Genomic DNA, 25428 nt, shown 5'->3' with positions numbered 1-25428 from the left:
ATATCCCACGACCAGAGCTGATTTGGTGCCGTGGCCCGATGCGATGTCGGCTTCCGCTTTACTGGCTTCTGACTGCGACCTCGGTGATGCTGTTGATTATGAGCCTTCAGCACTCGATAAAAGCTTGACTCAGAAGCTATATAAACACCTTCGTCGGCCAGTGTCGGTACAATCTGGCATGGCGACTTACTTTTGAATCGCTCGCTGTTACAGACTTTCAGAATCTCGTTTTGCTCGCTCTTGGTTAGTTGGTTGGCAGGCATTGGCCGGTCTGCGTATTGACGCTGATCTTCCCGCACCTGTTCTACATCTTTTTGCCAGCGCTGAACCGTGCGTATCGACAGGTTGAGAGCAGCACAGGCTTTCACTTTACGTGCCCCCTGTGAAACAGCTTCCTGGATTAAAGCAACGGCTTCCTTGCGATCAGGGAGAGGAATCAATCGTCCTCGCGCTCCCCCCAGATCGCGTTTGCCTTTTTTGTTAGAACCAACAGTGCTGCGGTTTCAGCAAGTGCTTTGTCTTTGCGTTTGAGTTCTTTTTCCAGTTTCTGGATGCGCTTCTTGTCATCTCGTCTGGCAGCGGCCTGTACCTGACGGGATTCAGCAGGCTTTGTGCTGCCTGCGATAAAATCAGCTTTCCACTGCTGCAGGTCTTCATAGTAGAGACCCTTCTTACGACAGTATTCGGATAACTCTGTTGTATTCATGTTGGCGGTTTCCATCAGAACCGCGAACTTGTTTTCAGCACTCCACTGCTGAGGATTCTTACCATCACCGGGCACGGGTACACCTTGCGCTTTTGCCTGTTTGCGCCAAGTATACAGGGTCGCATCAGTAATGCCGGTTTCTCTTTTAAGCTGAGCCACGGAAACATTATTTGGCGGCATCATCTTCTGGATAATGGACTCTTTCATTTCTTTGGAGTAGCGAGTCATAACAGCCTCTTTTTGTATGCTCTCAATTATTGAGAGTCATGAATCAAAAGAGGCGACATCTATCCTGACACAGCGGGTGTTTTGCCACATAAGGGAAGAGCCTGTTGCGTTATTGCCTGAATCAGGCGTCCTGGTTCCGGGCTGCAGCTTGAATATCCGGGTCAGATTTCAGTCTGTCGCTAAGGTATTCGTAAATGGGGACATCTCTTGATAGCAGTGGCAGAACAAAGTCCTTGTCGTTTTTAAGGGACTCAGGAGCAAAGTCCATGACCTTAGGGTTTTCCTTAATGAGTATTCTCAAGAGGGTTTTATTGTTTTTTACTGTCTGCCCGGCATAGTGAAAGGCATCAAAATGTCTTCTGGTAGCCGCCACAACTACATCAGGGTCATTTTTGAGATCCGTACCGGCATACTTTAGTGCACAGCCATCACTTTTAATGGCAAGCATTACCAGCACTTTATCTTTTTTGAAACGATCGCTGGCATATTTTAATAACAGCCCTTGCTGTCCTATTGCAGATTTGGCCATTTCAATATCATCCTTGAATTCGTCGGAAATATATCTGAATATGTGTGGGTTTTGTTGCACCAGGAAAAGCACCAGATCCCTATCGTGATCTATATCAAAGTCCTCACGCAAGAGTAGAATAAAAATCTTTGGAGAATGGGTTTCAATGGCCATGTGAGCTAGCAGTTCTTTTGTCATTCTTGCAGCATAATTTGACTGAAGGTGTTCGGTAGCAGCAGTCAATATTTGACGAAGATCTGAACCTCTGGCCGAGCCTTGGGTTGTCTCAAGAAAATCATCAGCTTGTTGGACCATTCCATGGAATAACCTGTATTCGCCGTCCAGAAAATCAAGGAACGCAAAATCATAGAAATATGAGGGTATATTGCGGCTTTTGATGACATCCAATACCAGGCAATGTTTGAATATCCAGCTATTTACGGCGTCGTTCAACCCGTTTTGGCACTTTTTAACCAGGGTTTCAAAATACCACTTATCAGTATTGTTTCCGCGATTAAAATTGTTGATTGATATATCCATCGAGGGCAGTCCTCTCAGGACAGTTATCAATTTCACAAAGCCCATCTGTAATTGTAAGGTGGTATCAACCTGAGTGTATTCTATGGTCATTTTCCCCGCGTTTTGATTGAAACTGATCGACATTGGCCGTGAACTTCTATCAATCGATGCACAACGGAGTGTCTGGACCAAAAACCAGAAGCGTTTCAATTTGCCCTGTAAGTGTTTGTTTTCCTCGTCTTGGGAAAAATGATCAGAGATGTCGAGCCGAAGTGTACGGCCCTTGCCTCCCTCGGCCTGTTCCAGCATTGCTATGGTGCAGACGTGCACTCCGAGGTTTGCATTAATAAAAGCGGCATCCACCATATTAAGCATGCGTAGCTTTACTATGCCAAGTTTTCTCAGTACACAGATGCAATTGTCGTTTAATAGTCCGGCAACTCCTTGTGGGAGTAAATCAATCAGTGTTCTATTTGCTGTGATTTTGGTAATTTGTCCCTGCCCTGATGCTTCTGCGACCGGGGCGAGAGCGCTCACAAATCGCTGATGAAGCCAGTAAATCAGGTCGTGGGCAGAACAAATATTGCGAACAGCTATGGGCTGGGTCAGTTTTTGCAATTTATCCAGCAAGGTCTGGCAATCTCTCAGCCATTGTCTGAAATTCGTCCGTCGGGCGGGCAATTCTCCTTTGGTAGTCAGCGGCAAGAGCACTTTTGAGCGCAGATCATTAATGGCATCCTTCAAGTATCTCCATTGTTCAACGAGGAACGGGAGTTCATTGATAAAGGGCTGGACTTCGGATGGTATTGCGTCCGGTTTGGGCTCAGCAGCCAGATCCAAAAAGCGCAGATAACCGGATACAAATCGTTGCAAATCGTTCTGCAGCCGAAGTATCTCCATGACAAGTTGTGGTAATAGATCCGATCTGTTTGCTGACATGCTGATTGCCTTACTTCGACCAGGGGCAAGGCAGCGACTTATTGGGCGATCAGGGTGAAAATACTCTAGCAACCGGTTATTTTGGCGATTCAGCCAGCCAAAACCTGTGTCGACCCTGTTGAAGTTCGGTGGTTCAGCAGCACCGATCGCGGGTGAGCTGATAATATCCTGTCTCGAAGTGGTGCTATGGGCCTGCCAGTAAGCAGACTGGTCGCCGGTTAGCAAACAGGCTCCGGGGCTGCCGACAAAGCTGCCTGCCACCAGTGTTACCTGTTGTCCGCTGGCTTGTGCTGATGCCTCAGAATACTGAGAACCAGCCAACAGGCAGGGTATACCCGCCTGACGCAGGGTGATGGCAACATGATCGTTGGTGCCCCCTTGTCTGAATACGCAGCCGCCCAAACGTCGCAAAATATCCGGTGCCAGCATCCAGTCACTGGCGTGATCGGAAAGCAGAATGGTACTGGGCGGAATCTGTTCTGCGTTGACCGGTTCGGTGACCACCAGGGCCACACCACTGCGGCAACCTTCACTGACCATAATGCCTCCAGCCAGCGGCAGGGAGGGAGCTGCGGCAGAGAAATGGGTGTTGCCCGGCAGCCGGGTCACTGGCCGACACTGGAAGAGGTAAAGTTGCTGCTGGTCATCCACGCCGAACTCAATATCTACCGGACAACAGAACATATCTTCCAGCTGTTCTGCGTATTTCTGCAGTTTTTGCAATATCTCATCAGCCAGCATGATGTCTTTTACATCCGTGGTTGCCGTGGTGCTCTGTTCGATATAACCCGCTTCACAGATCTCTTCATCGGTGATTTTTTTCAGCACAAACTGGGTGGTAATGTCTCCCGGAGTAAATTGCCAATCCGGTTGACTGTTTTCGTCATCACCGCGCCTGATCGTATAGCGATGGGGGCGGATGCCTGAATTTCCACAGACTGCCCCCCGTGGTTGACCCGGTGCATATTCCACTTGAATGGTATCGTCCTGTAACGTTGAGTGGCTGATTACTACGCCCCCCAGCTGGCAGTTGATGCACTGTTGCATGACCAGCGCAATGGGTTTTACCTGCCCGGTGGGACAGACTTCTGGCCGGTAAGCAGACGACAGGACTTGCAGACAGGTTTTCAGGATATCGCCGCCACCATGAACCCGGGAATCATATCGACCGGCCTGGGCATCGCCGAAGCGGTCTTCATCGACGCCGGAACTTCGGACGATGCAGGCTTTGTTGGATGCTTGCTGGAGTGTGAGGTAGCAATGACGAATAGTCCGGGCAGCGCTGATATTTTTGACCTGTTGATAGAAATCCTCACTGGCAATAAATCCGGATAAACCCTTTAGCCATTCTGATTGTTGTTGCTGGGGGAGTTCGGTAACGATCTTGCGCAATTGTTTCAGACTGTATGATCCGTCGCTCTGCATGTCTATATTGGGCAGGAAGGTCAACAGGCATTGCGTGGGAAAAAGATGTTGCTCCAGAGCAGTGATCAGGGTTGTATCAACCACAGTGAAGGGCGGAACCGGGATATTGGCCTGCTGCATAAGGTGCAGAAATAGTCCCTTGCCGCCCATAAAAGCACGGGTTTGCCTGTCAGTGGTGGGTGGCAAGATGGCGGGCCAGCGATTATCTGCATCCGGAAGTTTGATATCACGAGCAGGTAGTTGAGGATAACAAAGATCAGTTATGTCTGAATTATCTTCTACGCAAGGAGGGGAGTCTTGATTGACAGAAATAACAGAACGAGCGAATGCGGATGCCTCGTAGCAGTCTGGTGCACAGTCAGACTCTGACAAAGTAAAGCCAGATAGTGTTGTTTGAATCCCTTCCATGACTGTGATCTCCATAATTATTTTCAATTTCGACCAGTGTTTTTGAAAAAAGTTTCAACTACCTGCCGGTCCGAGTTTAAATTGCAGGAACTTTTTTGATCTAACAAAGTCATAAACCATAGTGCCGGTTTTAAAGGAATCTTAATGAGCATCAAGTAATTCTAATCCGGACATCACCATAACTCTCCAATTACTCTGAGATTTATTGATATGGATTCATTACCAAAAACAGGAAGTACATTCTCGACAGTGTCGTTTACGAGCCCTGAGAGTTGTCCGGCGCAATCTGGCAGGAATTCAAACACTGCACATTGCCTGTCCCCGGGTAACAGAGAGCAGCTAAGACAGGAATTGCGGGCAACTGTAAAGGCCGGTTCGTTGGGTGCTCGACAGATTAAGGTGTGTGAATCGGAGTCATGTTATGCAAGATTCGAAAAAGAGTTGGCTTATCTTGACCATAACGACGAGATTCCAGGACCAAGACCTGTCAATCTGATTATTGAAGATGTGCCCACGATATTATCCAGACCGAAGGATGTCACAGTTGGCATTCTAAAACCCGATACGCTCGCTGCGTATAAACAGCATGCCAGAACATTTTTATTAGAAAACAATGCGTTAAAGCCGGATGAACTGCCCATTAAATGCCTCCCTGACCATTGTTCACTGCGGTTGAAAAAGCTGGAGGAAGCTGACCGTCTCTGTTGTGTATACAGGAAGTCTACATCAGGTGGACTGCGTCCGAACGGCACATTCAAGCCGCCCGAATTCAGAGAAAAAGATGATAGAAACTTAAGACGCCCTGCAGAATGGCTAACCACCGGGTATACAAAATCAGACATCAAGTGCTTTTTCACTGTAAAAGAGAACATTGCCAAAAGTATTACCGATCATTTACAGGATAAACATCAATTAGAAGAGGCTTTTGGCATTGACCCATTGCCCTGGCTGGTTTATTCCCAGCAAGGCGGTTCTGTAGAGGTTTATTTTGAGGATGAACTCCGTGGTGATCTGTTAGCACTTAATGAAGCCAGGCTCAGTAATTTTGCGATGTCCCATAACATTTCTGAAGAGAACTTGAAGAGGTTGTTGAATCTTCTGCCAATGTCGTTAAAAGCTGAAATCCTGAATCAACAGCATCTGCCAACACAACAGCATCCATTTCAGGCTGAGGACATTATAAAACTGGTAATGAACCCGGATCGCTTCACCCGTCAACACTTATGGGAATTAATAGACCAGGGTTTCCCTGTTCAAAAAAAAGTACTTTACTGGGGAGGATACCAAACAATATTTGATTTAGTGATCAAATCAGCAGAAAAATTATGTATGTATGATCTGTTGAACAGAGCGACGGGAGACGACGAAAACCAGTGTATGGGCTGGTCAGCTTACTACGAAGATATCATTATCCAATTGTCCACTGATCTGGCCAGGCTCGGAGTGGCTGTTAGTGAGGAAACCGCCAAGAATGCTTTAGAACAATTTTATTCAAAAAGACTTTTCTGCCACCTGAAGGCATTGGGAGTATCCTACCAGGGTACAGATTTATGGTCTTTAATGGTTGATTCCGACTCTATCAGTGATCAGGCTGTGATGCTGGAGTTTCATGAACGTTGCCAGAGATTCAGTTCAGCGAAACTGCAGGACGCGTTTCACCTCGTCCTTTGTCGACCTTTTGAGGGACATCATCCCTACGACCAATTAAAAAACTATTTATTAGCTCTGTTTCATTATGGTGAACCCGACGAGCGAATACTTTGCACTGTGAGAAAAAAAATAGCAAACACCACCGCTGACGGCATTGAAAAATCCCTGGGAGCGCTTGGCGCAGATGATTATATCTGCTGGATCAAAGCACTCTGGGAACGGCGAGATCAAGAGCCTTTTTATCAGCAATGGCCAGAAAATATCAAAAAAGGACAACAACAGATAGACGAACTGAAAGAGTCCTTCAACCTTACCGGCTGTCAATCTGCCCAACCTGACTCCCTGACGCAACCAACGGAGTTGCAATTTCTCGTCGACGCCTTCAGCAAGCCACCGGTTTTGGCCAATGCCAAGGACAACGAAGAGACCATTCTGAGAATATTACAGCATTATTACCGACGCCCCGGACCAGAGCGAGTCATTAAATGCCTTGGCAATGAGACATTGCCCAGGGTATGGAAGCCTGATCACAACTGCAGTCATGTATTGAGGGCCCGGAACAATCTGTTGTGGTATATCGAGCTGCTGGAGAAATTCGATCTGATGAAGTTCTCTGAATCTGAAAAAAACCTGTTGTCACTGGCGATCATCTATCATGATGCCGCAGCGGAAGATGTTCCCAAGCGAGATGAAGAAGACAGGGCGGCTTACTATTTCAAGCGGGATCTGGATGGGCAGTATCCACAACAACAGCTGGATGATATTGCCAAAGCACTGACCTGCAAGGAAGACGACATGCAGGGCAAGAGCGATCAGGATCTTTCCCCATCGGTTCGGCGTTATCTGCAGGTACTGCGCTTTGCTGACCGCATGGACTTTATCCGATTAACCGGGGTTGATGCCTCGTTCCCGGGCTTCTCCGCAGAACGACAGAAGTACAGGCAGTTTGACCCATCGCGTTTGGATCTGCCGCCACAAGTGACTCAGGATTTCACCAGTGATCCCGTCCTGAAACCGGACTTGCAACAGCAACTGGAAGCCGCCATGCACGGTGCCGCTGATCTGCTACAAGTCACTGGCAGTGATAGTAAAGACCTCCGGACGGATTCCTATTTTCAAACTTTCCGGCTCAAACCTGACAGGGCGGCTATCACCGAGAAATTTGAACAGACCCCCTTGCCACTGCAGAACATGGAAAAATACCTGGATGATAATGTCCGGCGCTATATTGCCAGCCGTGCAGGCATTAACACCTGTACCAGTCCTGACCATAAAGGCTGCAATACTGACCAGCAAAAGGGAATCACTCGTGGCATCCACAATAGCTTCCATGATCTCAGGCAAGTCAGAGTGCCTGAAAGGATGACCCGCCTGGAAAAGATGCAGTGTCGCCACGGCTTCAGATTACTGAGCACAGAAACACAAGTAGCCATTGTTCAGGAGGTGCAACGACTGCAATCCGAAGGGATACCCATGAGCCTCGGCACTTTAACCCAGAAAACCCTGAAATCCCCTCTGGCGAAAAGAGCCCTTGAGCAAAGAGGAATTGCTGTGGTTAGTCAGAAACGCTTCAGGGGATATGATGACAAAGGTAACGTAAACCTGCAGGACATGCTGGTGCCTATGAAGGTTCTGCCTGATCGTAATAAAGCGAAGACATAACAAGGCTGGCTTAGATACAGCCAACCCTTATAGTACAGGGGATGCAGAGGAATTTGACGTTGATCAGTATGAGACTTCCATCCTTTGAGCTGCAGCTCGGATGTCCGGATCAGATTTCAGATTGTCGCTAAGGTAACGGAAGATGCGGGGAGCTCGTGGGAGCAGAGGCAGGACAAAATACTTGTCATTTTTAAGAGACTCAGTAGCAAAGCGCATGGCTAGAGGATTTTCCTCAATGATTGTCCTCAACAGGGCTTCATTGTTTTTTGCTGCCTGTCCGGCATAGGAATAGGCATAAGCATGTTTTCTGGTAGCTGACAGAATCACATCAGTGTCATTTTTGAGATCCTTACTGGCATACTTGAGTGCATCAGCATAATTATTGACGGCAAGCATTACCAGCGATTTATCATTTTTGATACGGTCGCTGGCATAAACTAATAAACTTCCATCTTGTTCTATGGTAGTTTTAGCTATGCCAGTATCATCCTTAAATATGTCGGCGATCAAACTAAATACAACCGGGTTTTGCTGAACCAGCAAAAGCACCAGATCCCTGTCATGATCTAAATCAAAGTCCTCGCGCAGGAGTTCAATGTAAGCTTTTTGCCCTGGGTGGTATCTGCTTGCAATGGCCATGCTAAATAGCAGTTCTTTTATTATTCTCGCAGCATCATTCGGCTCAAGGTGTTTGGTAGCCGCATTAAATATTTGGCGAAGTTTTGAATTTCTATCCGGATCTTCAGTTGCCTCAATATAATGATAAGCTTTATTGGCTATATCAAAAAATAGCTTGTATTCGCTATCCAGATAACCGAGGAAAGTATATTCATGATGCCAACAATATGTCTCTCTGTCATTAATTGCATCCAATACCAGGCAATGTTTGAACGTCCAGTTATTTACCGGTTCGTCCAGCCCGTTTTGACACCTTTTAACCAGCGTTTCAAAACACCATTTGTCGGTATTTTTACCGAGATGAAATTGGTTGATTGATATATCCATGGAGGTCAGACCTGACAGTATGGTCACCAATTCCACAAAGACTCTTTGTAACGCCGGTGTGGAATCAACCCGGGTATACTCTATGGTCATTTTTCCCGCGCTTTGATTGAAACTGATCGCCATTGGTCGTGAGCTTCTATCAATCGATGCACTACGGAGTGTCTGGACCAAAAACCAGAAACGTTTCAATTTTCCCTGTAAGTGTTTGTTTTTCCCGTCTTGGGAAAAATTATCAGAGATGTCGAGGCGGAGTGTTCGGCCCTTGCCTCCCTCGGCCTGTTCCAGCATAGCTATGGTGCAGACGTGCACTCCGAGGGTTGCATTAATAAAAGCAGCATCCACCATATTCAGCATGTCTAGCTCTACTACACAAAGTTTGCTCAGCACCGAAATGCAATTGTCGTCTAATAGTCCGGGAACTCCGCGGGGGAGTACATCAATCAGCGTTCTATCTTCTGTAATTTCGGTAATTTGTCCCTGGCCGGATGCTTCAGCCACCGGGGCGAGAGCGCTGACAAATTGCTGATGAAGCCAGTAGATCAGGTCGTGAACAGAATAGATTTCGTTCACTTTATTGGGCTGGGTCAGTTTTTGCAATTTATCCAGCAAGGTCTGGCAATCTCTCAGCCATTGTCTGAAATTCGTCCGCCGGGCGGGCAATTCTCCCCGGGAAGCCAGCGGCATTACCACTTTTGTGTACAGGTCATCAATGGCATCCTTCAGGCAACTCCATTGTTTTTCAAGCAACGGGAGTTCATTGATAAAGGGCTTAACTTTGGAGTGTATGGTGCTCGATTCATACCCCGCGGCCAGATTTAAAAAGCGACGATAACCGGATAGAAATCGTTGCAAATCGTCCTGCAGAAGATGAATCTCCATGCCAAGCTGTGGTAACAGGTCCGATCGGTTTGCTGACATGCTGATTGCCTTGCTTCGCCCTGGTCCAAGGCAATGGCTTAGTAACCGGTCAGCGCGAAAGTAGTCCAGTAACCGGTTATTCTGGCGATTCAGCCAGGCAAAACCTGTGTCTACCCTGGTGAAGTCGGGTGGTTCTGCAGGACTGGTCGCAGGCAAGTTGATGATATCCTGACCGGAAGTGGTGCTGTTGGCCTGCCAGTAGGCAGACTGGTCGCCGGTCAGCAAACAGGCTCCGGGGCTGCCGGCAAAACTGCCTGCCACCAGTGTTACCTGTTGTCCGCTGGCTAGTGCTGATGCCTCAGAATACTGAGAGCCAGCCAACAGACAGGGTATACCCCCCTGACGCAGGGTGATGGCAACATGATCGTTGGTTCCCCCTTGTCTGAATACGCAGCCGCCCAGACGTTTCAAAATATCCGGTGCCAGCATCCAGTCACTGGCGTGATCGGAAAACAGAACGGCACTTGCTGGAATCTGTTCTGCGTTGACCGGTTCTGTTACCACCAGGGCCACACCACTGCAGCAACCTTCACTGACCAGGATTCCTTCAGCCAGTGGCAGGGAGGGAGCTGCTGCTGAAAAATGGGTACTGCCCGGCAGCCGGGTCACTGGCCGACACTGGAAGAGGTAAAGTTGCTGCTGGTCATCCACACCGAACTCAATATCTACCGGGCAACAGAACATATCTTCCAGCTGTTCTGTGTATTTCTGCAGTTTTTGCAATATCTCATCAGCCAGCATGATGTCTTTTACATCCGTGGTTGCCGTGGTGCTCTGTTCGATATAACCCGCTTCACAGGCCTCTTCATCGGTGATTTTTTTCAGCACAAACTGTGTCGTAATGTCTCCCGGAGTAAATTGCCAATCCGGTTGACTGTTTTCGTCATCACCGCGCCTGATCGTATAGCGATGGGGGCGGATGCCTGAATTTCCACAGACCGCCCCCCGTGGTTGACCCGGTGCATATTCCACTTGAATGGTATCGTCCTGCAATGTTAAGTGGCTGATTACTACGCCCCCCAGCTGGCAGTGGATGCACTGTTGCATGACCAGCGCAATGGGTTTTACCTGCCCGGTGGGACAGACTTCTGGCCGGTAAGCAGACGACAGGACTTGCAGGCAGGTTTTCAGGATATCGCCGCCACCATGAACCCGGGAATCATATCGACCGGCCTGGGCATCGCCGAAACGGTCTTCATCGACGCCGGTACTTCGGACGATGCAGGCTTTGTTGGATGCTTGCCGGAGTCTGAGATAGCGATGACGAATGTCCCGGGCAGCACTGATAGGTTTGACCTGTTGATAGAAATCCTCACTGGCAATAAATTCAGATAAACCCTTTAGCCATTCTGATTGTTGCTGATGGGGGAGTTCGGTAACGATCGTGCGCAATTGTTCCAGGCTGCATGATGTTTGGCTCTGCATATCTATATCTGGGAGAAAGGGCAACAGGCATTGTGTGGGAAAAAGATGTTGCTCCAGAGTAGCGATCAGGGTTGTCTCAACCACAGTGAAGGGCGGAACCGGGATATTGTTCTGCTGCATAAGGTGCAGAAACAGTCCTTTCCCGCCCATAAAAGCACGGGTTTGCCTGTCAGTGGTGGGTGGCAAGATGGCAGGCCAGCGATTATCTGCATCCGGAAGTTTGATATCACGAGCAGGTAGTTGAGGATAACAAAGATCAGTTATATCTGAATTATCTTCTACGCAAGGAGGGGGGTCTTGATTGACAGAAATAACAGAACGAGCGAATGCGGATGCTTCGAAGCAGTCTGGTGCACAGTCAGATTCTGACAAAGTAAAGCCAGATAGTGTTGTTTGAATCCCTTCCATGACTGTGATCTCCATAATTAATCACATATTTGACCAGTGCTTTTGAAAAAAGTTTCAACAAATAGACTGATAGAAGACAAACAAGAGAGCCAGAGGGGGCTCAGGCCTTAAAAGGGATAATCCTGATTAGCATTGAACCTTAAGGTGGGCATTAGACCTACCCCTCAATTCTCAATGGGTTTCGGATGGAATCACGAAAGATATAATTCTGTCACGAGAGCGGAGTCGGTCTGCTCGTAACTGCAATTGATATGGCAGGAGTTTCAGAACAAACACGCCTGATTTTAATCCTCAGCAGCGCAGCGGGACATCTAATCCCGGAATTTGTTCAGGCAATGGCTTCTGCTTCCTTTGATCGCTGCCAGTCCAAAAGCTCTTTAATGGCCCTGGTCACTTCCTCCACACCATGAATGATGTTGGGCGCATTAAGGTGAGTGCTGTGCTTGAGGTTGGTTTCCAGCTCCAGGCAGGCTTCCAGAAGTCTTGGAACTGCACAGTATCGGCAAGCACCATGAAGTCTGTGAACCCGATCCAGTAGCGGCTCGTGCAGATTATTTCGGAAGCTTTCTTCGATCGTCTGCAAATCCTCTGGCAGACCACCAAGTAGCATGGCCAACATTTCTCTGGCCAGTTCCTGGTTGCCGGCAGCAAGCTTTACGCTCTTCTCGACGTCTATCGGTGATAAGTTGGGTTTTACCTGACCGGATAGATTTTCTTCAGTCGGTTCATCGGGTGCCTGCACCGAGTTACCCGTCCAGTGACTGATGGTGGTGACCAGTTGCCGGGTATTGACTGGCTTGGTCATATAGTCATCCATACCGCTTTGCAGAATCTGTTTGCGTTCCTCGGGCAGTGCGTGGGCAGTCACAGCAATAACAGGAATACGTTTATAGATATTGTTGATATTTCTGATTCGACGCGTCGTTTCTAATCCGTCAATGTCAGGCATCTGAACATCCATCAATATCAGGTCGAAGATTTTCTGATGGCAGTATTCAATGGCTTCAAAACCATTGTGAGCGGTGGTTACAGACTGATTCATTTTTAACAGAATGGTTTCCAGTAACTTAAGGTTTACCTGGTTATCATCCACGATCAGGATATCCAGCTTTTTTTCAAATACTGCTTTGGCGGGTTGCATGACATCGGTTCCGGAGAGTGTATTCGAGGTCATCCCCTGAATCGCCAGCAAGAGTTTGTTTCTGGCCACGGGTTTAAGGAGGCAGTGAATCCCGGTGGGCAGAGTTTCAGGGTGATTACTGTTACCGGCCATGGCCAGAATCAGAACAGGGCTCTGTGTGAGATAGCTCTCGGCGATCCTCACGGTGCGTTGCAGACGATCATCACCCTGGCTCAGTAAAAGCAAGTCATAGTTATGATGGTTTTCAACGTAGGTTTGCAGCTCGTCCAGAGACTGAAACGAAGTGACTTTTAATCCCAGGCTTTGTGCCTGATGCCCAATGGAAAGTCTTGAGAGTTCTTGTGGCTCATAAAGTAATACATGATGGCAGCCAGTTATGGGTTCTGGCTTAAACAATACGTTTTCCTCTTTTATTGGATGGGCTCGAATGGTAAACCAGAAAGTAGAGCCTCTGCCAAGATCAGAATCGAGTCCGATTTCCCCTTGCATCTGTTCCACAAGACTTTTGCTGATAGCGAGTCCCAGGCCAGTCCCTCCGGCCTGTCGGGTTCTGCTGGAGTCGGCCTGTGAGAAAGCGTTGAAAATACGTGAGTGTTGTTCGGAAGTCAGGCCTGAGCCTGTATCCGTGACAGTAAACTTTAGTGTATGGACGTTAGAGTCATCCACTTGCTCCAGCATGACTCGAATGGCGACGCTGCCGTAACTGGTGAACTTGATAGCGTTGCTCACGAGATTGGTTAGAATCTGGGAGAGCCGCAGTTTGTCACCAATGATATCTTCAGGAGTGTCCTCGTAAATGAAGCTGGCCAGCTCCAGCGATTTATGGTGCGCTGCAGGGGCCATAATAGCCAGAACATCATCAATCACTTCCCGTATACTGAGTTGCTGATTGTCCAGTTCGAGCTTGCCTGCCTCAATTCTGGAGAAGTCGAGAATGTCATTCAGCATGGTCATAAGACTCTGGGCAGACTTCTCAATAGTGGACAGGTACTCCCTTTGCTGTGATTTAAGTTCCGTTTCAAGCAACAGGGCGGCATAGCCGGAGATTCCGTTCAGGGGTGTCCGGATTTCATGGCTCATATTGGCCAGAAATTCACTTTTACTCTTGGAAGCTTCAAGTGCTTCTTTTCGGGCCAGATCCAACTCAACGTTCTGGATTTCTATGGTTTCCAGAGTTTCGTGTAACTCATTGGTGGATATGTCAGCGCTTCTTTCCAACGCCTCCCGGGAGTGAGTCAGCCGTTCCAGCAGTCTGTTGACCGCCAGCTCTAATGTGACATAGATACTACCTGGAGAGGCTTTCAGTCGGCTATCCCGATCTTGTACGTCGATTTCATCCATTGCATCGGTGATGGATTGCATGGGAATGATCAGGGAGCGGGACAGTTTCATACAGAGAGACAAGACAACGCCAATGGCGAGAGCCAGCAGAATAATGGCCAGAAGAGTGGCTCTGTGTTTCTTTATGAGTGTTTCCGAATAAGTGTATTCAAGCTGGAGCCAACCGATGGTTTCAGTTGAATCACCACGGAGTTGAACCACAGGGGTAATAACTCTTAGTGTGTCACCTGTGGTGAACAGTGAGAGAGCCTCAGGTAATGGCTGGGGCATGCCTATAGAGAGTAGATTGGGGCCTGCATGGAGTAATTCCCTGCCATTTCGATCCAGCAGACTGACTGCCCTGACGTCGGTATCATCGAGCGTTTGTATGGCAAGGTCACGGGTGCTCTGCATCTCGCCGCTTTCTATTGAATAAACTACAAGCGTCGCCAGCCTGCGGGTCATATCCCTGGCCTTTTTGGTCAACTGTTGGTCTAGCCCGGTTAAATGTGCCCAAAGGTAGAGGCTGCACATCAGAGCCGATATGAGAGTGCCTGGCAGCAGTGTCAGAACCAGAATTCTGCGCTGAACAGTCTGGAAAGATGTTTTCATAAGTAATAATTGTACAGACTGGATTATTATCATTTATGCTGGGGGCATCATAAAAGTTATGTGTCAATTTTGGAAGTTTTGGTTGAGAGAGTATGGATTATCCCACAATCGAGTCCCTGGTGGGCAACACTCCCCTGATTCGGCTGCAGAGATTGTGTGCCGGGCGAGGAAACATGATTCTGTTGAAGATGGAAGGGAATAATCCTGCCGGATCGGTCAAAGATCGTCCGGCACTATCCATGATATCTGAGGCTGAAGCCAGAGGCGTCATCAAGCCCGGAGAGAATCTGATCGAAGCAACCAGTGGTAACACCGGCATAGCCTTGGCTATGGCTGCTGCCATCAAGGGCTATCGAATGATTTTAATCATGCCTGACAACATGAGCGCAGAGCGCAAGGCGGCGATGGCTGCTTATGGTGCAGAGCTCAAACTGGTGAGCAAGGAAGAGGGTATGGAAGGAGCCCGGGATCTGGCGCTGGAGATGGAAAAGGAAGGTCTGGGAAAGGTGCTTAACCAGTTTGCTAATCCGGATAATCCACTGGCGCATTACCAGGGCACCGGTCCTGAAATCTGGCAGCAGACCGGCGGTGAAATTACCCACTTTGTGAGTTCCATGGGGACTACCGGTACCATCATGGGCACTTCCCGATTCCTGAAAGAACAGAACCCGGGCATCCAGATTGTGGGTCTGCAACCCGCTGACGGAGCCAGTATTCCGGGCATTCGTCGCTGGAGACCAGAATACTTGCCGGAAATATTCGATGACAGTCGTGTAGACAGGGTGATGGATATCCGCCAGACCGAAGCTGAAGAAACCATGAAAACCCTGGCCAAAAAAGAAGGTATCTTCTGCGGTGTATCTTCCGGTGGTGCTGTTGCGGGAGCACTCAGGCTGGCTGAAGAAGTGGAAAATGCCACCATTGTCTGCATTATTTGTGACCGGGGAGATCGTTATCTTTCTACCAATGTCTTTAACCCGTGACAACAATCAGTTTGCTGCCTGTGTCGTCCGACAGGCTGCCGGGGCCTGAATTCAAAAAAGATTTACACAGTCATTGCTTAACAGCACTGAAATTTTATACGGCTGTAGGTACAATTCTCAGCGTTAATCATTTTTTGCACAGTTATGCCATGAAAATTCAGTGTTATTAACTCCAGCACTGTTTCTTGTTGTCAGGGGCAATAGGCTTTTGATGACTGGCAGCGTGCGTATTTCTGAATCTGAAGGATACAGTTTCATGCGATCTCAAAAGGCTTCTCCGGGCGCCAGACGCCGGGTCGTTGGAGAAGTTCTTATACACGGCCTTTCCCATGATGGTCGTGGTCTTGCCCGTTTAAAAGGTAAAACCCTCTTTGTCGAAGGGGGGCTTCCCGGCGAGCAGGTTGCAGTCCTGTTGACAGAAGATCGACGTCGTTTCAGCAGTGGTCGGGTTGCTGATATAGAGTCTGCTTCAGACGAGCGCGTCTCTCCTCCCTGTCGACATTTTAAAGCCTGTGGTGGCTGTAGCCTGCAATACTGGTCCCGTCAGGGACAGCTTCAGGGCAAACAAAATATTGTATTGGATCAGTTGCAACGGTTTTCATCGCTGACCCCCCTGGAAGTTGCTGACCCCTTAATTTCCCAACCTTATGGCTATCGTTATCGTGCCCGATTGTCGGTTTTGTGGAAGAAAGGCCGTTTATCACTGGGATTCAGAGAGAAACAGAGTAATCAGATTGTTGATATTCGGGAGTGTCCGGTTCTGGCTGGACCGTTGCAACCTCTGCCCAAACTGCTGCGAGAATGGCTACAAGAGTTGAATCAACGAGAAGCGATCAGTCATGCTGAGCTGTTTCTGGCTGATTCTGGTCGTGCCATTATGCTGAGACACATCAGGGCTTTACCGCCTGCTGATTTGAACAGGCTGGAAGCATTTGCCCGGGAGCAGCAGCTGTATCTTTACCTGATGGGGGATGATAAGCAAATTCGCTGCCTCTTCTCTCCGGTGGGTGATCCCTGGCGGTATTACCGGATACCAGAGCTGGACCTTAAGTTTCAGTTCAGGCCGACAGACTTCACTCAGGTCAACTGGCCCATTAATTGTCAAATGGTGACACAGGCTCTGGATTGGTTGGAATTAACGCCGCAAGATCGGGTGCTGGATTTGTTTTGCGGTCTTGGCAACTTTTCTCTGGCAATCGCCAGAAAGGCGGCTTCTGTCATTGGTGTCGAAGGCAATGCCGGGGCTGTTGAGAGAGCTGCATTCAATGCCGATCTGAATGGTCTGAAAAACAGTCGTTTTTATCAGGCAGACCTCGCAGCGCTGGTCAGGGGAAATAAGTCGGGGGAAGACTGGATGTATCAACGTTATGATGCAATGTTACTGGACCCTCCCAGAACCGGTGCCATTGAAATTATTGAACAGATGAAAGGTTACTTGCCTGAGCGGTTGCTTTATATCTCCTGCAACCCTGCAACCCTGGCCAGAGATGCGGGAGTCCTTGCAAAACAGGGATTCAAGCTGGTCAGGTTAGGCGTGATGGACATGTTCCCGCAAACCGGGCATGTCGAGTCCATGGCACTTTTTAAAAAGTTTTGATTCAGGAGTGCCCTTCATTCAGGCAGTGCCCCAAAAGTAATAAATGGAAAACTTGCATGGTAAAGGTTAGAGAAGATCATCCTGTTCGCTTTGATGGCTCCATTGATTTGGATGCCTGGCTGGTGCGTATGCAGGACAGCTTTGGTGTGACCGGTACGGATCGCCTCAAAGCGGCCTGTGAACTCAGTCGTTGGGCCGAAAGTGAGGCTCGTGAGCAGGCGGACACTGTCTGGCCTGCAGGCCTGGGCTGCTTTCGAACCGGTCTTGAGATGGTTGAAATCCTTGCAGAGCTGAGACTGGATACCGAAACGCTGGTGGCTGCTGCGCTCTATCGAGCTGTCCGTGAGCACAGACTGTCCATGAAACAGGTAGAAGAGGACTTCGGCAAGACTGTAGTTCGTCTGATTAAAGATGTTCAGGGTATGGCGGCGATCAGTGAGCTACTTAACCCGGCCAGAACTCAGGTGCTGGATCAGAGTCAGGACCAGCTGGAAAAAGTCCGCAAGATGCTGGTATCCATTATTGATGATGTGCGCGTTGCACTGCTCAAGCTGGCAGAGCGCACCTGTGCCATCAGGGCTTTGAGAGATGCCGATAAAGACAAGCGCCGTCGGGTGGCCCGGGAAGTTTTTGAAATCTATGCACCATTGGCTCACCGTTTAGGTATCGGTTATATCAAGTGGGAGCTGGAAGACCTTTCCTTCCGCTATCTGAATCCGCAGGATTACAAGCGTATTGCCCGACTGTTGGATGAGAAGAGAACCGATCGCCAGCAATATATTGATCATGTTGTCGATCAACTTAAGCAAGCGTTGGGTGAAGCCCGGATTGAAGCCAATGTCTATGGCCGCGCCAAGCACATTTACAGCATCTGGCGGAAAATGAAACGCAAGGGGCTGGATTTCCGCGATCTATATGATATCCGTGCTTTTCGGGTGATTACCAAAGAAGTCAGGGATTGTTATGCGGCTCTCGGTGTTGTGCACTCTCTCTTTAACCACATCCCCCAGGAGTTTGATGATTACATCGCAACGCCCAAGGAAAATGGTTATCGCTCCCTGCACACAGCCGTATTTGGGCCAGAAGGCAAAACCCTTGAAGTTCAGATTCGAACCGAAGCCATGCATGAAGAAGCCGAGCTGGGCGTTTGTGCTCACTGGAAGTACAAGGGCACGGACGTTAATGCCAAGAGTGACAGTTATGAAGAAAAGCTCAGCTGGCTGCGGAATGTCATGGAGTGGCATGAAGAACTGGGTGATCTCGGTGGCATCGCTGAAGAGTGGCGTTCTGATGTAGAACCGGATCGTATTTATGTGTTCACAAAAGCAGGTCATGTCGTGGATCTGGCTATGGGAGCAACGCCCATCGATTTTGCCTTCAGAATTCACTCTGAAGTGGGTTTGAAATGCCGTGGCGCTAAAGTGGGAGGCCGCATTGTGCCTCTGAATCACAATCTTAAAACCGGTGATCAGGTAGAAATTCTGACCGCGCCCAGTGTTCAACCGAGTCGTGACTGGCTCAACCCGGATCTTGGTTATGTCAACACTAACCGGGCAAGGGCAAAAATTACCAACTGGCTGAAAAAGCAGGATCGCGACTCCAATATTATTGATGGCAGTCATCAGCTCAATGCCGAGCTCAAGCGCCTGGCTCTGACAGAGGTTGATTTCAACGATATCTTGCCTCAGACACCTTTCAAGGAAATGGATGATATGTTCGCTGCCATTGGGGCTGGCGATTATCGTGTCACTCAGGCCGTAGCCCTTGCACAAAGAGAACTGGAACCAGAAAAAGAAAAAGGGTTTGAGATCCGTACCCGGGCACCTCAGGAAAAAGTCTCTGACAGTACTATTACCATTGACGGGGTGGGCAATCTGTTGACCCAGATGGCGGGCTGCTGTCAACCGGTGCCGGGTGATCCCATCATTGGCTACATCACGGTTGGCCGCGGAGTAACGATTCACCGACAGGACTGCAACAATGCCTTGAATCTGCAGGAGCAGGAACCGGAAAGGCTGATAGAGGTGAACTGGGGTTATTCTCCGGAATACATGTACCCGGTGGAAATTATCATCACTGCCTATGATCGTTCCGGGCTGCTGCGTGATATTACCATTGTTCTGGCTAATGAACGGGTCAATGTGCTTTCTGTACAGACTCGAACCAGCAAAGAAGACAACACTGCCAATATGTTGTTGACGGTTGAAGTTCAGAGTTTGCAGCAACTCAGTAAAGTGCTGGCCAAAGTGAATCAACTGCCCAATGTGATTGAAGTAGCCCGCCATCGCGAGCGCGAGGAAGTGAAATGACTCAGAGTAGCCTTGAGGACTTGCTGTATCTCATCAGTCGGCTTCGGGATCCTGAAACCGGTTGTCCCTGGGATCTTGAGCAGGATTTTACGACGGTAGCCCCCTATACGCTTGAAGAGACCTTTGAAGTTCTTGATGCTATTGCAAGTGAAGATTTTGAAAATCTTCGTGAAGAGCTGGGTGATCTGCTGTTTCAAGTGGTATTTCTTGCAAGAATGGCAGACGAGGCCGGGCTCTTTGATTTTAATCAGGTCGTTGCCGGTCTGGTGGAGAAAATGGTGCGACGTCATCCCCATGTTTTCCCTGATGGAACTCTGGCGTCCAGAAAGTCACCGGACGATGACACTACTACGGATCAAGTCATTGAAAACTGGCAGACGATCAAGCAGAAAGAGAGACTGACAAAGGGCGAGAAGACTTCAGAGTCTGCTATGCCGTCAAAATTACCGGCTGCTTTGCCATCGCTAACAAGAGCATTCAAACTGCAAAAAGCGGCCGCAAAAGTCGGTTTTGACTGGTCAGATGCCGAACCCGTGTTTGACAAGATTCAGGAAGAAATAGAAGAAATACGTGAAGTTGTGCGAGAACGGCAGGGCAATGACCGGATCGCAGAAGAGATAGGTGATCTGATGTTTGCTTGTGTCAATCTGGCACGTCATTTGTCAGTGGATGCGGATATGTCAGTGCGCAAAGCCTGCGACAAGTTTGAGAATCGGTTTCGAAGCATGGAGTTCAGGGCTGCTGAAGAAGGCCGTGAGTTTCAAGAGTTAACACTGGATGAAATGGAAGCCTACTGGCAGCTGGGGAAAGTCCTTTAGTGGAGCTCACTGGTTGGAAAAACGTTGGCATTTTTGCGCCATAACGGCATGAAACGCGCGAAAATCGAAAAAATAGCAAGGCGAGAACCTTGACTCTTTGCAAAAATGCAGGCTTATAGATCTTATTAGAAAAAAAACGAACATATGTGAACATTGATTGATTTAAATCAATGGTTTTGCGTTGATGAGCTTTGTTGTTATTTGAAATAATTCGCCCGCTGTCGAGGCTGCTAAACAGTAATGAGTTTCATTAAGGCCTCGCTCTTTTTTCTTGGATACATACCCACGTGGCGGAGCTCATTTTTATGCGTAAATCTCTGTTTGGCGAATGCCTGTCTGAGTTTATTGGCGTTGGCCTTCTGATTTTCTTCGGCGTCGGTTGTGTGGCTGCACTGGTTCTGGCGGGTGCTGATTTTGGTCAGCTTGAAATTTCTATCGTCTGGGGTCTGGGCGTCTCTATGGCCATTTACGTAACCGGTGGTGTTTCCGGTGCTCATCTAAACCCGGCAGTGACTTTGGCATTGACTGTGTTTAAAGGTTTCGAAAAGCATAAGGTTTTGCCTTACATCGTCGCCCAGATTTTAGGTGCTTTCTGTTCCGCCGCATTGGTTTATTTTCTTTATAGCAATCTTTTTGCCGATTATGAGCTGGCCCAGGGTGTTGTTCGTGGTTCTGAAGAGAGTCTGGCTACTGCAGGTATCTTTTCCACATACGCGCACGGTTCCCTCAGTAATATGCAGGCTTTTGCTGTGGAGTTTGTGATTACTGCTGTGCTGATGGGCGTTATTCTGGCTATCGGTGACAACAACAACGGTGATTCCAATGGGGCGCTGTCCGCGCTGTTGATCGGTTTGCTGATTGCAACCATTGGTTCTGCTTTTGGCCCTCTGACTGGCTTTGCCATGAACCCGGCCCGCGATTTTGGTCCCAAGCTGTTTACCTATATGGCTGGATGGGGTGAAGTAGCCCTGACCGGTGCCCGATCCAATCCTTATTTCTGGGTACCAATATTGGCTCCCATCTGCGGCGCAATGGCTGGCGCATGGATTTACATCAATCTGTTAGGTAAACAATTAGAGCCCGAAACAACATTGGGTCAGGTAGAGATAAAGACGACATAATACAGTAAACCTCGTTCATTGACGTAACGCTCTGTGATGTTTTCTTCAAAATTCAGGCTACCTTAAACATGAAAAAATATCGTTTCGAGTTTAAGAAATGGTCGGAAGAAAACTATTGTGTGTGGTTTTTTTCTTTATTTATGACGACATTTGCAAATGCCTCATTAATAACTACGATAAATTCTGTTTTGGATTTAATCGATCAAATCCTTAAATATCAGGAAAAATCGTTCGGAGTTTAAGACATGGTGGGAAAGAAGTGGTGGTGCGTGGCTTTTTTTTCTTTGTTTATGGCATCATTTGCAAATGCGTCATTAACCACTACGGTAAACGCTGTTATGGATTTAGTCGATCAAATACTGACAGAAAAGTTAAAAGCAGGTGATTTGAATTCAGATATATCAGAAAATCATGAATTTAATCTTGATATTGCGCATCTTAGAAGTTTGTATGCATCATTGCTCACCAGAGAGCAGCCTTTTTCCGACAGGGGCTCTTTTGAGGTTTACAAAAAAAGAGTTTTACCTCGTCCTTTCAGGTTATTAGGTTATAGTTCTGAGTTCTCGCAAGCAGGACTGGATGAACTTCAAGCTCGCTATGTGCCTGCTGTCACTCCTGGTGCTTTTTTTGATTCTGAAGGAAAATATCGATTTTTTGCAGATGCACGACACCATGCAATGCTAGATAGCTTGCCAGACAGTGATGTTAACAGGAGAGTAAAGCGCATACTATCCAGTTTTGTTGACATATCCAAGGAATCTATATTTGTTTCCACTTGCTCAAGATTTGGACTGCTTGATAGGCTTCAGGAAATTGTGGAGCAGGTTAAAGCTGTTTTAGAAAGTTAGTTTCAAACAACGAAAACATAACAAAGCCCGCCAGCCGGTGTGCCTTCGCCATGTGGCTGAAGGCGGCGTTATACGGAAAGTGCAGTCTTTCTCACTGTTTTGGGTAACAGGCTGAATAAGGCGCACTCCAGATATCAGCTCAGAGCTGAATGATAAAGAAGATTGATTATGACCATTGAGAAGAAATACGTTGTTTCATTAGATCAGGGTACTACAAGCTCTCGAGCCATTATCTTTAATCACGATGGTGGCATTGAGGGTACTTCACAGCGTGAATTTACTCAGTACTACCCACACGCGGGTTGGGTCGAGCACGATCCCATGGAAATCTGGGCGACTCAAAGCTCCGTGCTCACTGAAGTTCTGGCCAAGACAGGTATCCGTTCTGACGAAATCGCTGCCCTGGGCATCACCAATCAGCGTGAAACCACTGTCGTTTGGGATAAAAATACTGGCCGTCCGGTCTATAACGCGATTGTATGGCAGTGCCGGCGTACAACCGAAATCTGCGAGCAACTGAAGAAAGAAGGTCTGGAAAGCTATATCAGGGAAACTACCGGTCTGGTTTTGGATGCTTATTTTTCGGCAACGAAAATTAAGTGGATTCTGGACAATGTAGAAGGTGCTCGTGAAAAAGCTGAAAACGGCGACCTGCTGTTCGGTACCATCGATACCTGGCTGACCTGGAAACTAACTGACGGGCGTGTCCATGTCACCGATTACTCGAACGCTTCTCGTACCATGCTTTACGATATCAACAGGCTGGAGTGGGACGAAAAACTGCTGAAGGCCATGGGCATTCCTGCCTCCATGTTACCGGAAGTAAAATCCAGTTCTGAAGTGTATGGCCAGACGAACATCGGTGGCAAAGGGGGTACCCGCATTCCTGTAGCCGGTATTGCAGGTGATCAGCAGGCTGCTCTGTTTGGACAAATGTGTCACGAAAAAGGTATGGCCAAGAATACCTATGGCACAGGCTGCTTCCTGCTCATGAATACAGGGAGTGAGCCGGTTAAATCTGAAAACGGTCTGCTGACGACCATTGCTTTCGGCATTGATGGCAAAGTGCAATACGCTCTGGAAGGCTCCGTATTTATGGGCGGTGCTTCCGTTCAGTGGCTTCGCGATGAACTGGGACTGATTCGTGACGCGGCTGACACAGAATACTTCGCCAGTAAAGTTAAAGACACTAACGGTGTTTATGTTGTACCTGCTTTTGTCGGGCTGGGCGCTCCCTACTGGGACCCCTACGCACGAGGAGCAATCTTTGGTTTGACTCGTGGCGCTAACCGTAATCACATTGTTCGTGCAACATTGGAAGCCATTGCTTATCAGTCCCGTGATCTGATCGATGCTATGGAGCAGGATTCAGGTATCGAGATGAAACAGCTGCGTGTCGATGGTGGTGCGGTCGCCAATAACTTTTTGATGCAGTTCCAGTCTGACATTCTTGGCACTGAAGTGGTTCGTCCGACGGTTGTTGAGTCCACGGCCGCAGGTTCGGCCTATCTGGCGGGGCTGGCTGTTGGTTTCTGGAACAGCACCGATGAGCTAAAAGATAAGGTTTCCGTAGATCGAGTCTACGCTCCGGCAATGACCGATGAAGATCGTGTGAAACTCTACGATGGCTGGAAGAAAGCGATCGTTCGCAGTCAGTCCTGGGAAAACCAGTAGTGATGTCAATTTCCTGATTCTCACGCAAGTGAGCCTGCTCTGGCAGGCTCACGAATGCAATGAGAATAAATATATTTTTCAGCGCCCTAAGTTCTGGCTGACCCGGGTTTCTGGTTCATTGGAGATGACTTTTTACGCAGGCCATCAAAGGTGAAAATGATCAGGGCAAACCAGATCAGGCCAAAAGTGATGAGTTGAGCCTGGGTCACTTCTTCTTTATAGACGAACAGTCCAACCAAAAAGGAAATGGATGGGCCAAGATACTGCAGGATGCCTATAGTAGTTAATGCCAGCTTTTTGGCCGCCATAATAAACAGAACCAGAGGGATGGTCGTGACCAGTCCGGCGAGAGACAGCAGGAGGCTGGTGTGAGTGTCCGAAAACCGGAAACTGTGGTCACCACTTTTGTAGATCCAGAAAAAGTATCCCAGCGTGGCTGGCAGCAGAATCAGGGTTTCAAAAGCCAGACCGGGGACAGCGTCTACCTGAGTCGTTTTCCTGACCAGTCCGTACATGCCAAAGCTCATGGCCAGAGCAAAGGCCACCCAGGGCACGATACCCAACATCAGTATTTGATAGATGACGGCGACCGTTGCCAGCAGAATAGCAACTTGCTTGAGCGGTGACAGTTTCTCATTCAGGAACAGGTAGCCCAGAAGAACATTAAACAGTGGGTTGATATAATAACCCAGGCTGGTTTCAAGAATCCTGTCATTGGTCACACCCCAGATAAAGATCAACCAGTTTGCACCGACCAGAATAGCAGACAGCGCCAGTGTTCCCGACAATTTGATACTCGAGAAAATCTTCTTTAGCTCTGAAGTTGTACCCATTATTTTCAGTAAGGCCAGCAACAAAATCGCTGACCAGAACACACGGTGTCCCAACACTTCAAGTGGGGGCACATTTTCCAGCGCTTTAAAATAGATGGGTACCAGTCCCCAGATGGTAAAGGCCATAACACCCAGTGCAAAGCCGGAAAAATCTCGTTGTTCGGACACTCTTTTTTCCTAATTGGTTACTTCTCAAGTACCTCTTCAGGTACCTATTACGCAGTTATGGTGAGCATGCAATTCTTACCGTTTTTAACGGTGAGCCCGATAAATTTTAAGAAGCATTGAGCGGGTTGTTCTGTTTTTCATAATGAGGCATTGTGCCTGAACATTCGTTGCTAGTTAACCCACTGCCGAATTAAGAAGTACGC

14 protein-coding genes are annotated in these 25428 nt (G+C 48.2%); 8 read left to right on the top strand and 6 right to left on the bottom strand.

The features are described from left to right. The 3 genes from KBW69_RS02090 to KBW69_RS02080 form a co-directional block, all read right to left on the bottom strand. The coding region (locus tag KBW69_RS02090) for a helix-turn-helix domain-containing protein (RefSeq protein ID WP_373690660.1) at positions 1 to 440 on the bottom strand (440 nt) is incomplete at its 3' end. Beyond that, positions 437 to 934 carry a transposase gene (locus KBW69_RS02085; RefSeq protein ID WP_257279753.1) on the bottom strand — a complete coding sequence of 166 codons (498 nt, stop codon included), beginning with the start codon at positions 932 to 934 and terminating at the stop codon, positions 437 to 439. The genes KBW69_RS02085 and KBW69_RS02090, both read right to left, overlap by 4 nt. A 121-nt stretch (positions 935 to 1055) precedes the next feature. Then, complete coding sequence (locus tag KBW69_RS02080) at positions 1056 to 4733, bottom strand: DUF4116 domain-containing protein (protein ID WP_257279752.1); 3678 nt, start codon at positions 4731 to 4733, stop codon at positions 1056 to 1058. A gap of 210 nt (positions 4734 to 4943) precedes the next feature. Here KBW69_RS02080 and KBW69_RS02075 point away from each other — a divergent pair, with 210 nt between their 5' ends. Beyond that, positions 4944 to 8045 (top strand): hypothetical protein, encoded by a 3102-nt coding sequence (locus tag KBW69_RS02075; protein ID WP_257279751.1) that lies wholly within the window; start codon positions 4944 to 4946, stop codon positions 8043 to 8045. Between the two features lie 63 nt (positions 8046 to 8108). Here the strand turns inward: KBW69_RS02075 and KBW69_RS02070 are convergent, their stop codons facing one another. Together KBW69_RS02070 and KBW69_RS02065 are read right to left on the bottom strand one after the other, a co-directional pair. Next, positions 8109 to 11801, bottom strand: coding sequence for a DUF4116 domain-containing protein (locus KBW69_RS02070; protein WP_257279750.1), 3693 nt, complete (start codon positions 11799 to 11801; stop codon positions 8109 to 8111). A gap of 328 nt (positions 11802 to 12129) precedes the next feature. Continuing rightward, a complete protein-coding gene (locus KBW69_RS02065; protein WP_257279749.1) occupies positions 12130 to 14874 on the bottom strand; it encodes a response regulator in 2745 nt (914 codons plus the stop codon). 92 nt (positions 14875 to 14966) lie between these two features. On the opposite strand from KBW69_RS02065, the gene cysM reads away from it, so the two are divergent. From cysM to glpK, 7 genes are all read left to right on the top strand, one after another. Then, on the top strand, positions 14967 to 15857 hold the full coding sequence (gene cysM / locus KBW69_RS02060; protein WP_257279748.1) for a cysteine synthase CysM: 891 nt from the start codon (positions 14967 to 14969) through the stop codon (positions 15855 to 15857). A 256-nt stretch (positions 15858 to 16113) separates the two neighbouring features. Further along, entirely contained in the window at positions 16114 to 17454 is a 1341-nt protein-coding gene (rlmD, locus tag KBW69_RS02055) for a 23S rRNA (uracil(1939)-C(5))-methyltransferase RlmD (protein WP_257279747.1), read from the top strand. A gap of 56 nt (positions 17455 to 17510) precedes the next feature. After that, a complete protein-coding gene (gene relA, locus KBW69_RS02050; RefSeq protein ID WP_257274671.1) occupies positions 17511 to 19763 on the top strand; it encodes a GTP diphosphokinase in 2253 nt (750 codons plus the stop codon). Then, positions 19760 to 20581, top strand: a complete 822-nt coding sequence (gene mazG / locus KBW69_RS02045) for a nucleoside triphosphate pyrophosphohydrolase (protein ID WP_257274673.1) — start codon at positions 19760 to 19762, stop codon at positions 20579 to 20581. Before relA ends, mazG begins: the two co-directional genes overlap by 4 nt. 305 nt (positions 20582 to 20886) lie before the next feature. Continuing rightward, positions 20887 to 21702 (top strand): MIP/aquaporin family protein, encoded by an 816-nt coding sequence (locus tag KBW69_RS02040; protein ID WP_257254546.1) that lies wholly within the window; start codon positions 20887 to 20889, stop codon positions 21700 to 21702. A gap of 245 nt (positions 21703 to 21947) precedes the next feature. Next, positions 21948 to 22550, top strand: a complete 603-nt coding sequence (locus KBW69_RS02035) for a hypothetical protein (protein ID WP_257279746.1) — start codon at positions 21948 to 21950, stop codon at positions 22548 to 22550. Between the two features lie 168 nt (positions 22551 to 22718). Further along, positions 22719 to 24224, top strand: a complete 1506-nt coding sequence (gene glpK / locus KBW69_RS02030) for a glycerol kinase GlpK (protein ID WP_257274677.1) — start codon at positions 22719 to 22721, stop codon at positions 24222 to 24224. An 86-nt stretch (positions 24225 to 24310) separates the two neighbouring features. Here glpK and rarD read toward each other — a convergent pair whose 3' ends face one another. Further along, a complete protein-coding gene (rarD, locus tag KBW69_RS02025) occupies positions 24311 to 25225 on the bottom strand; it encodes an EamA family transporter RarD (protein ID WP_257274678.1) in 915 nt (304 codons plus the stop codon). Positions 25226 to 25428: the final 203 nt, after the last annotated feature.

Origin of the sequence: Endozoicomonas sp. ISHI1 (assembly GCF_024606225.1) — a bacterium.
GTDB lineage: Bacteria > Pseudomonadota > Gammaproteobacteria > Pseudomonadales > Endozoicomonadaceae > Endozoicomonas_A.
This window is presented reverse-complemented; position numbering and strand designations above follow the sequence as displayed.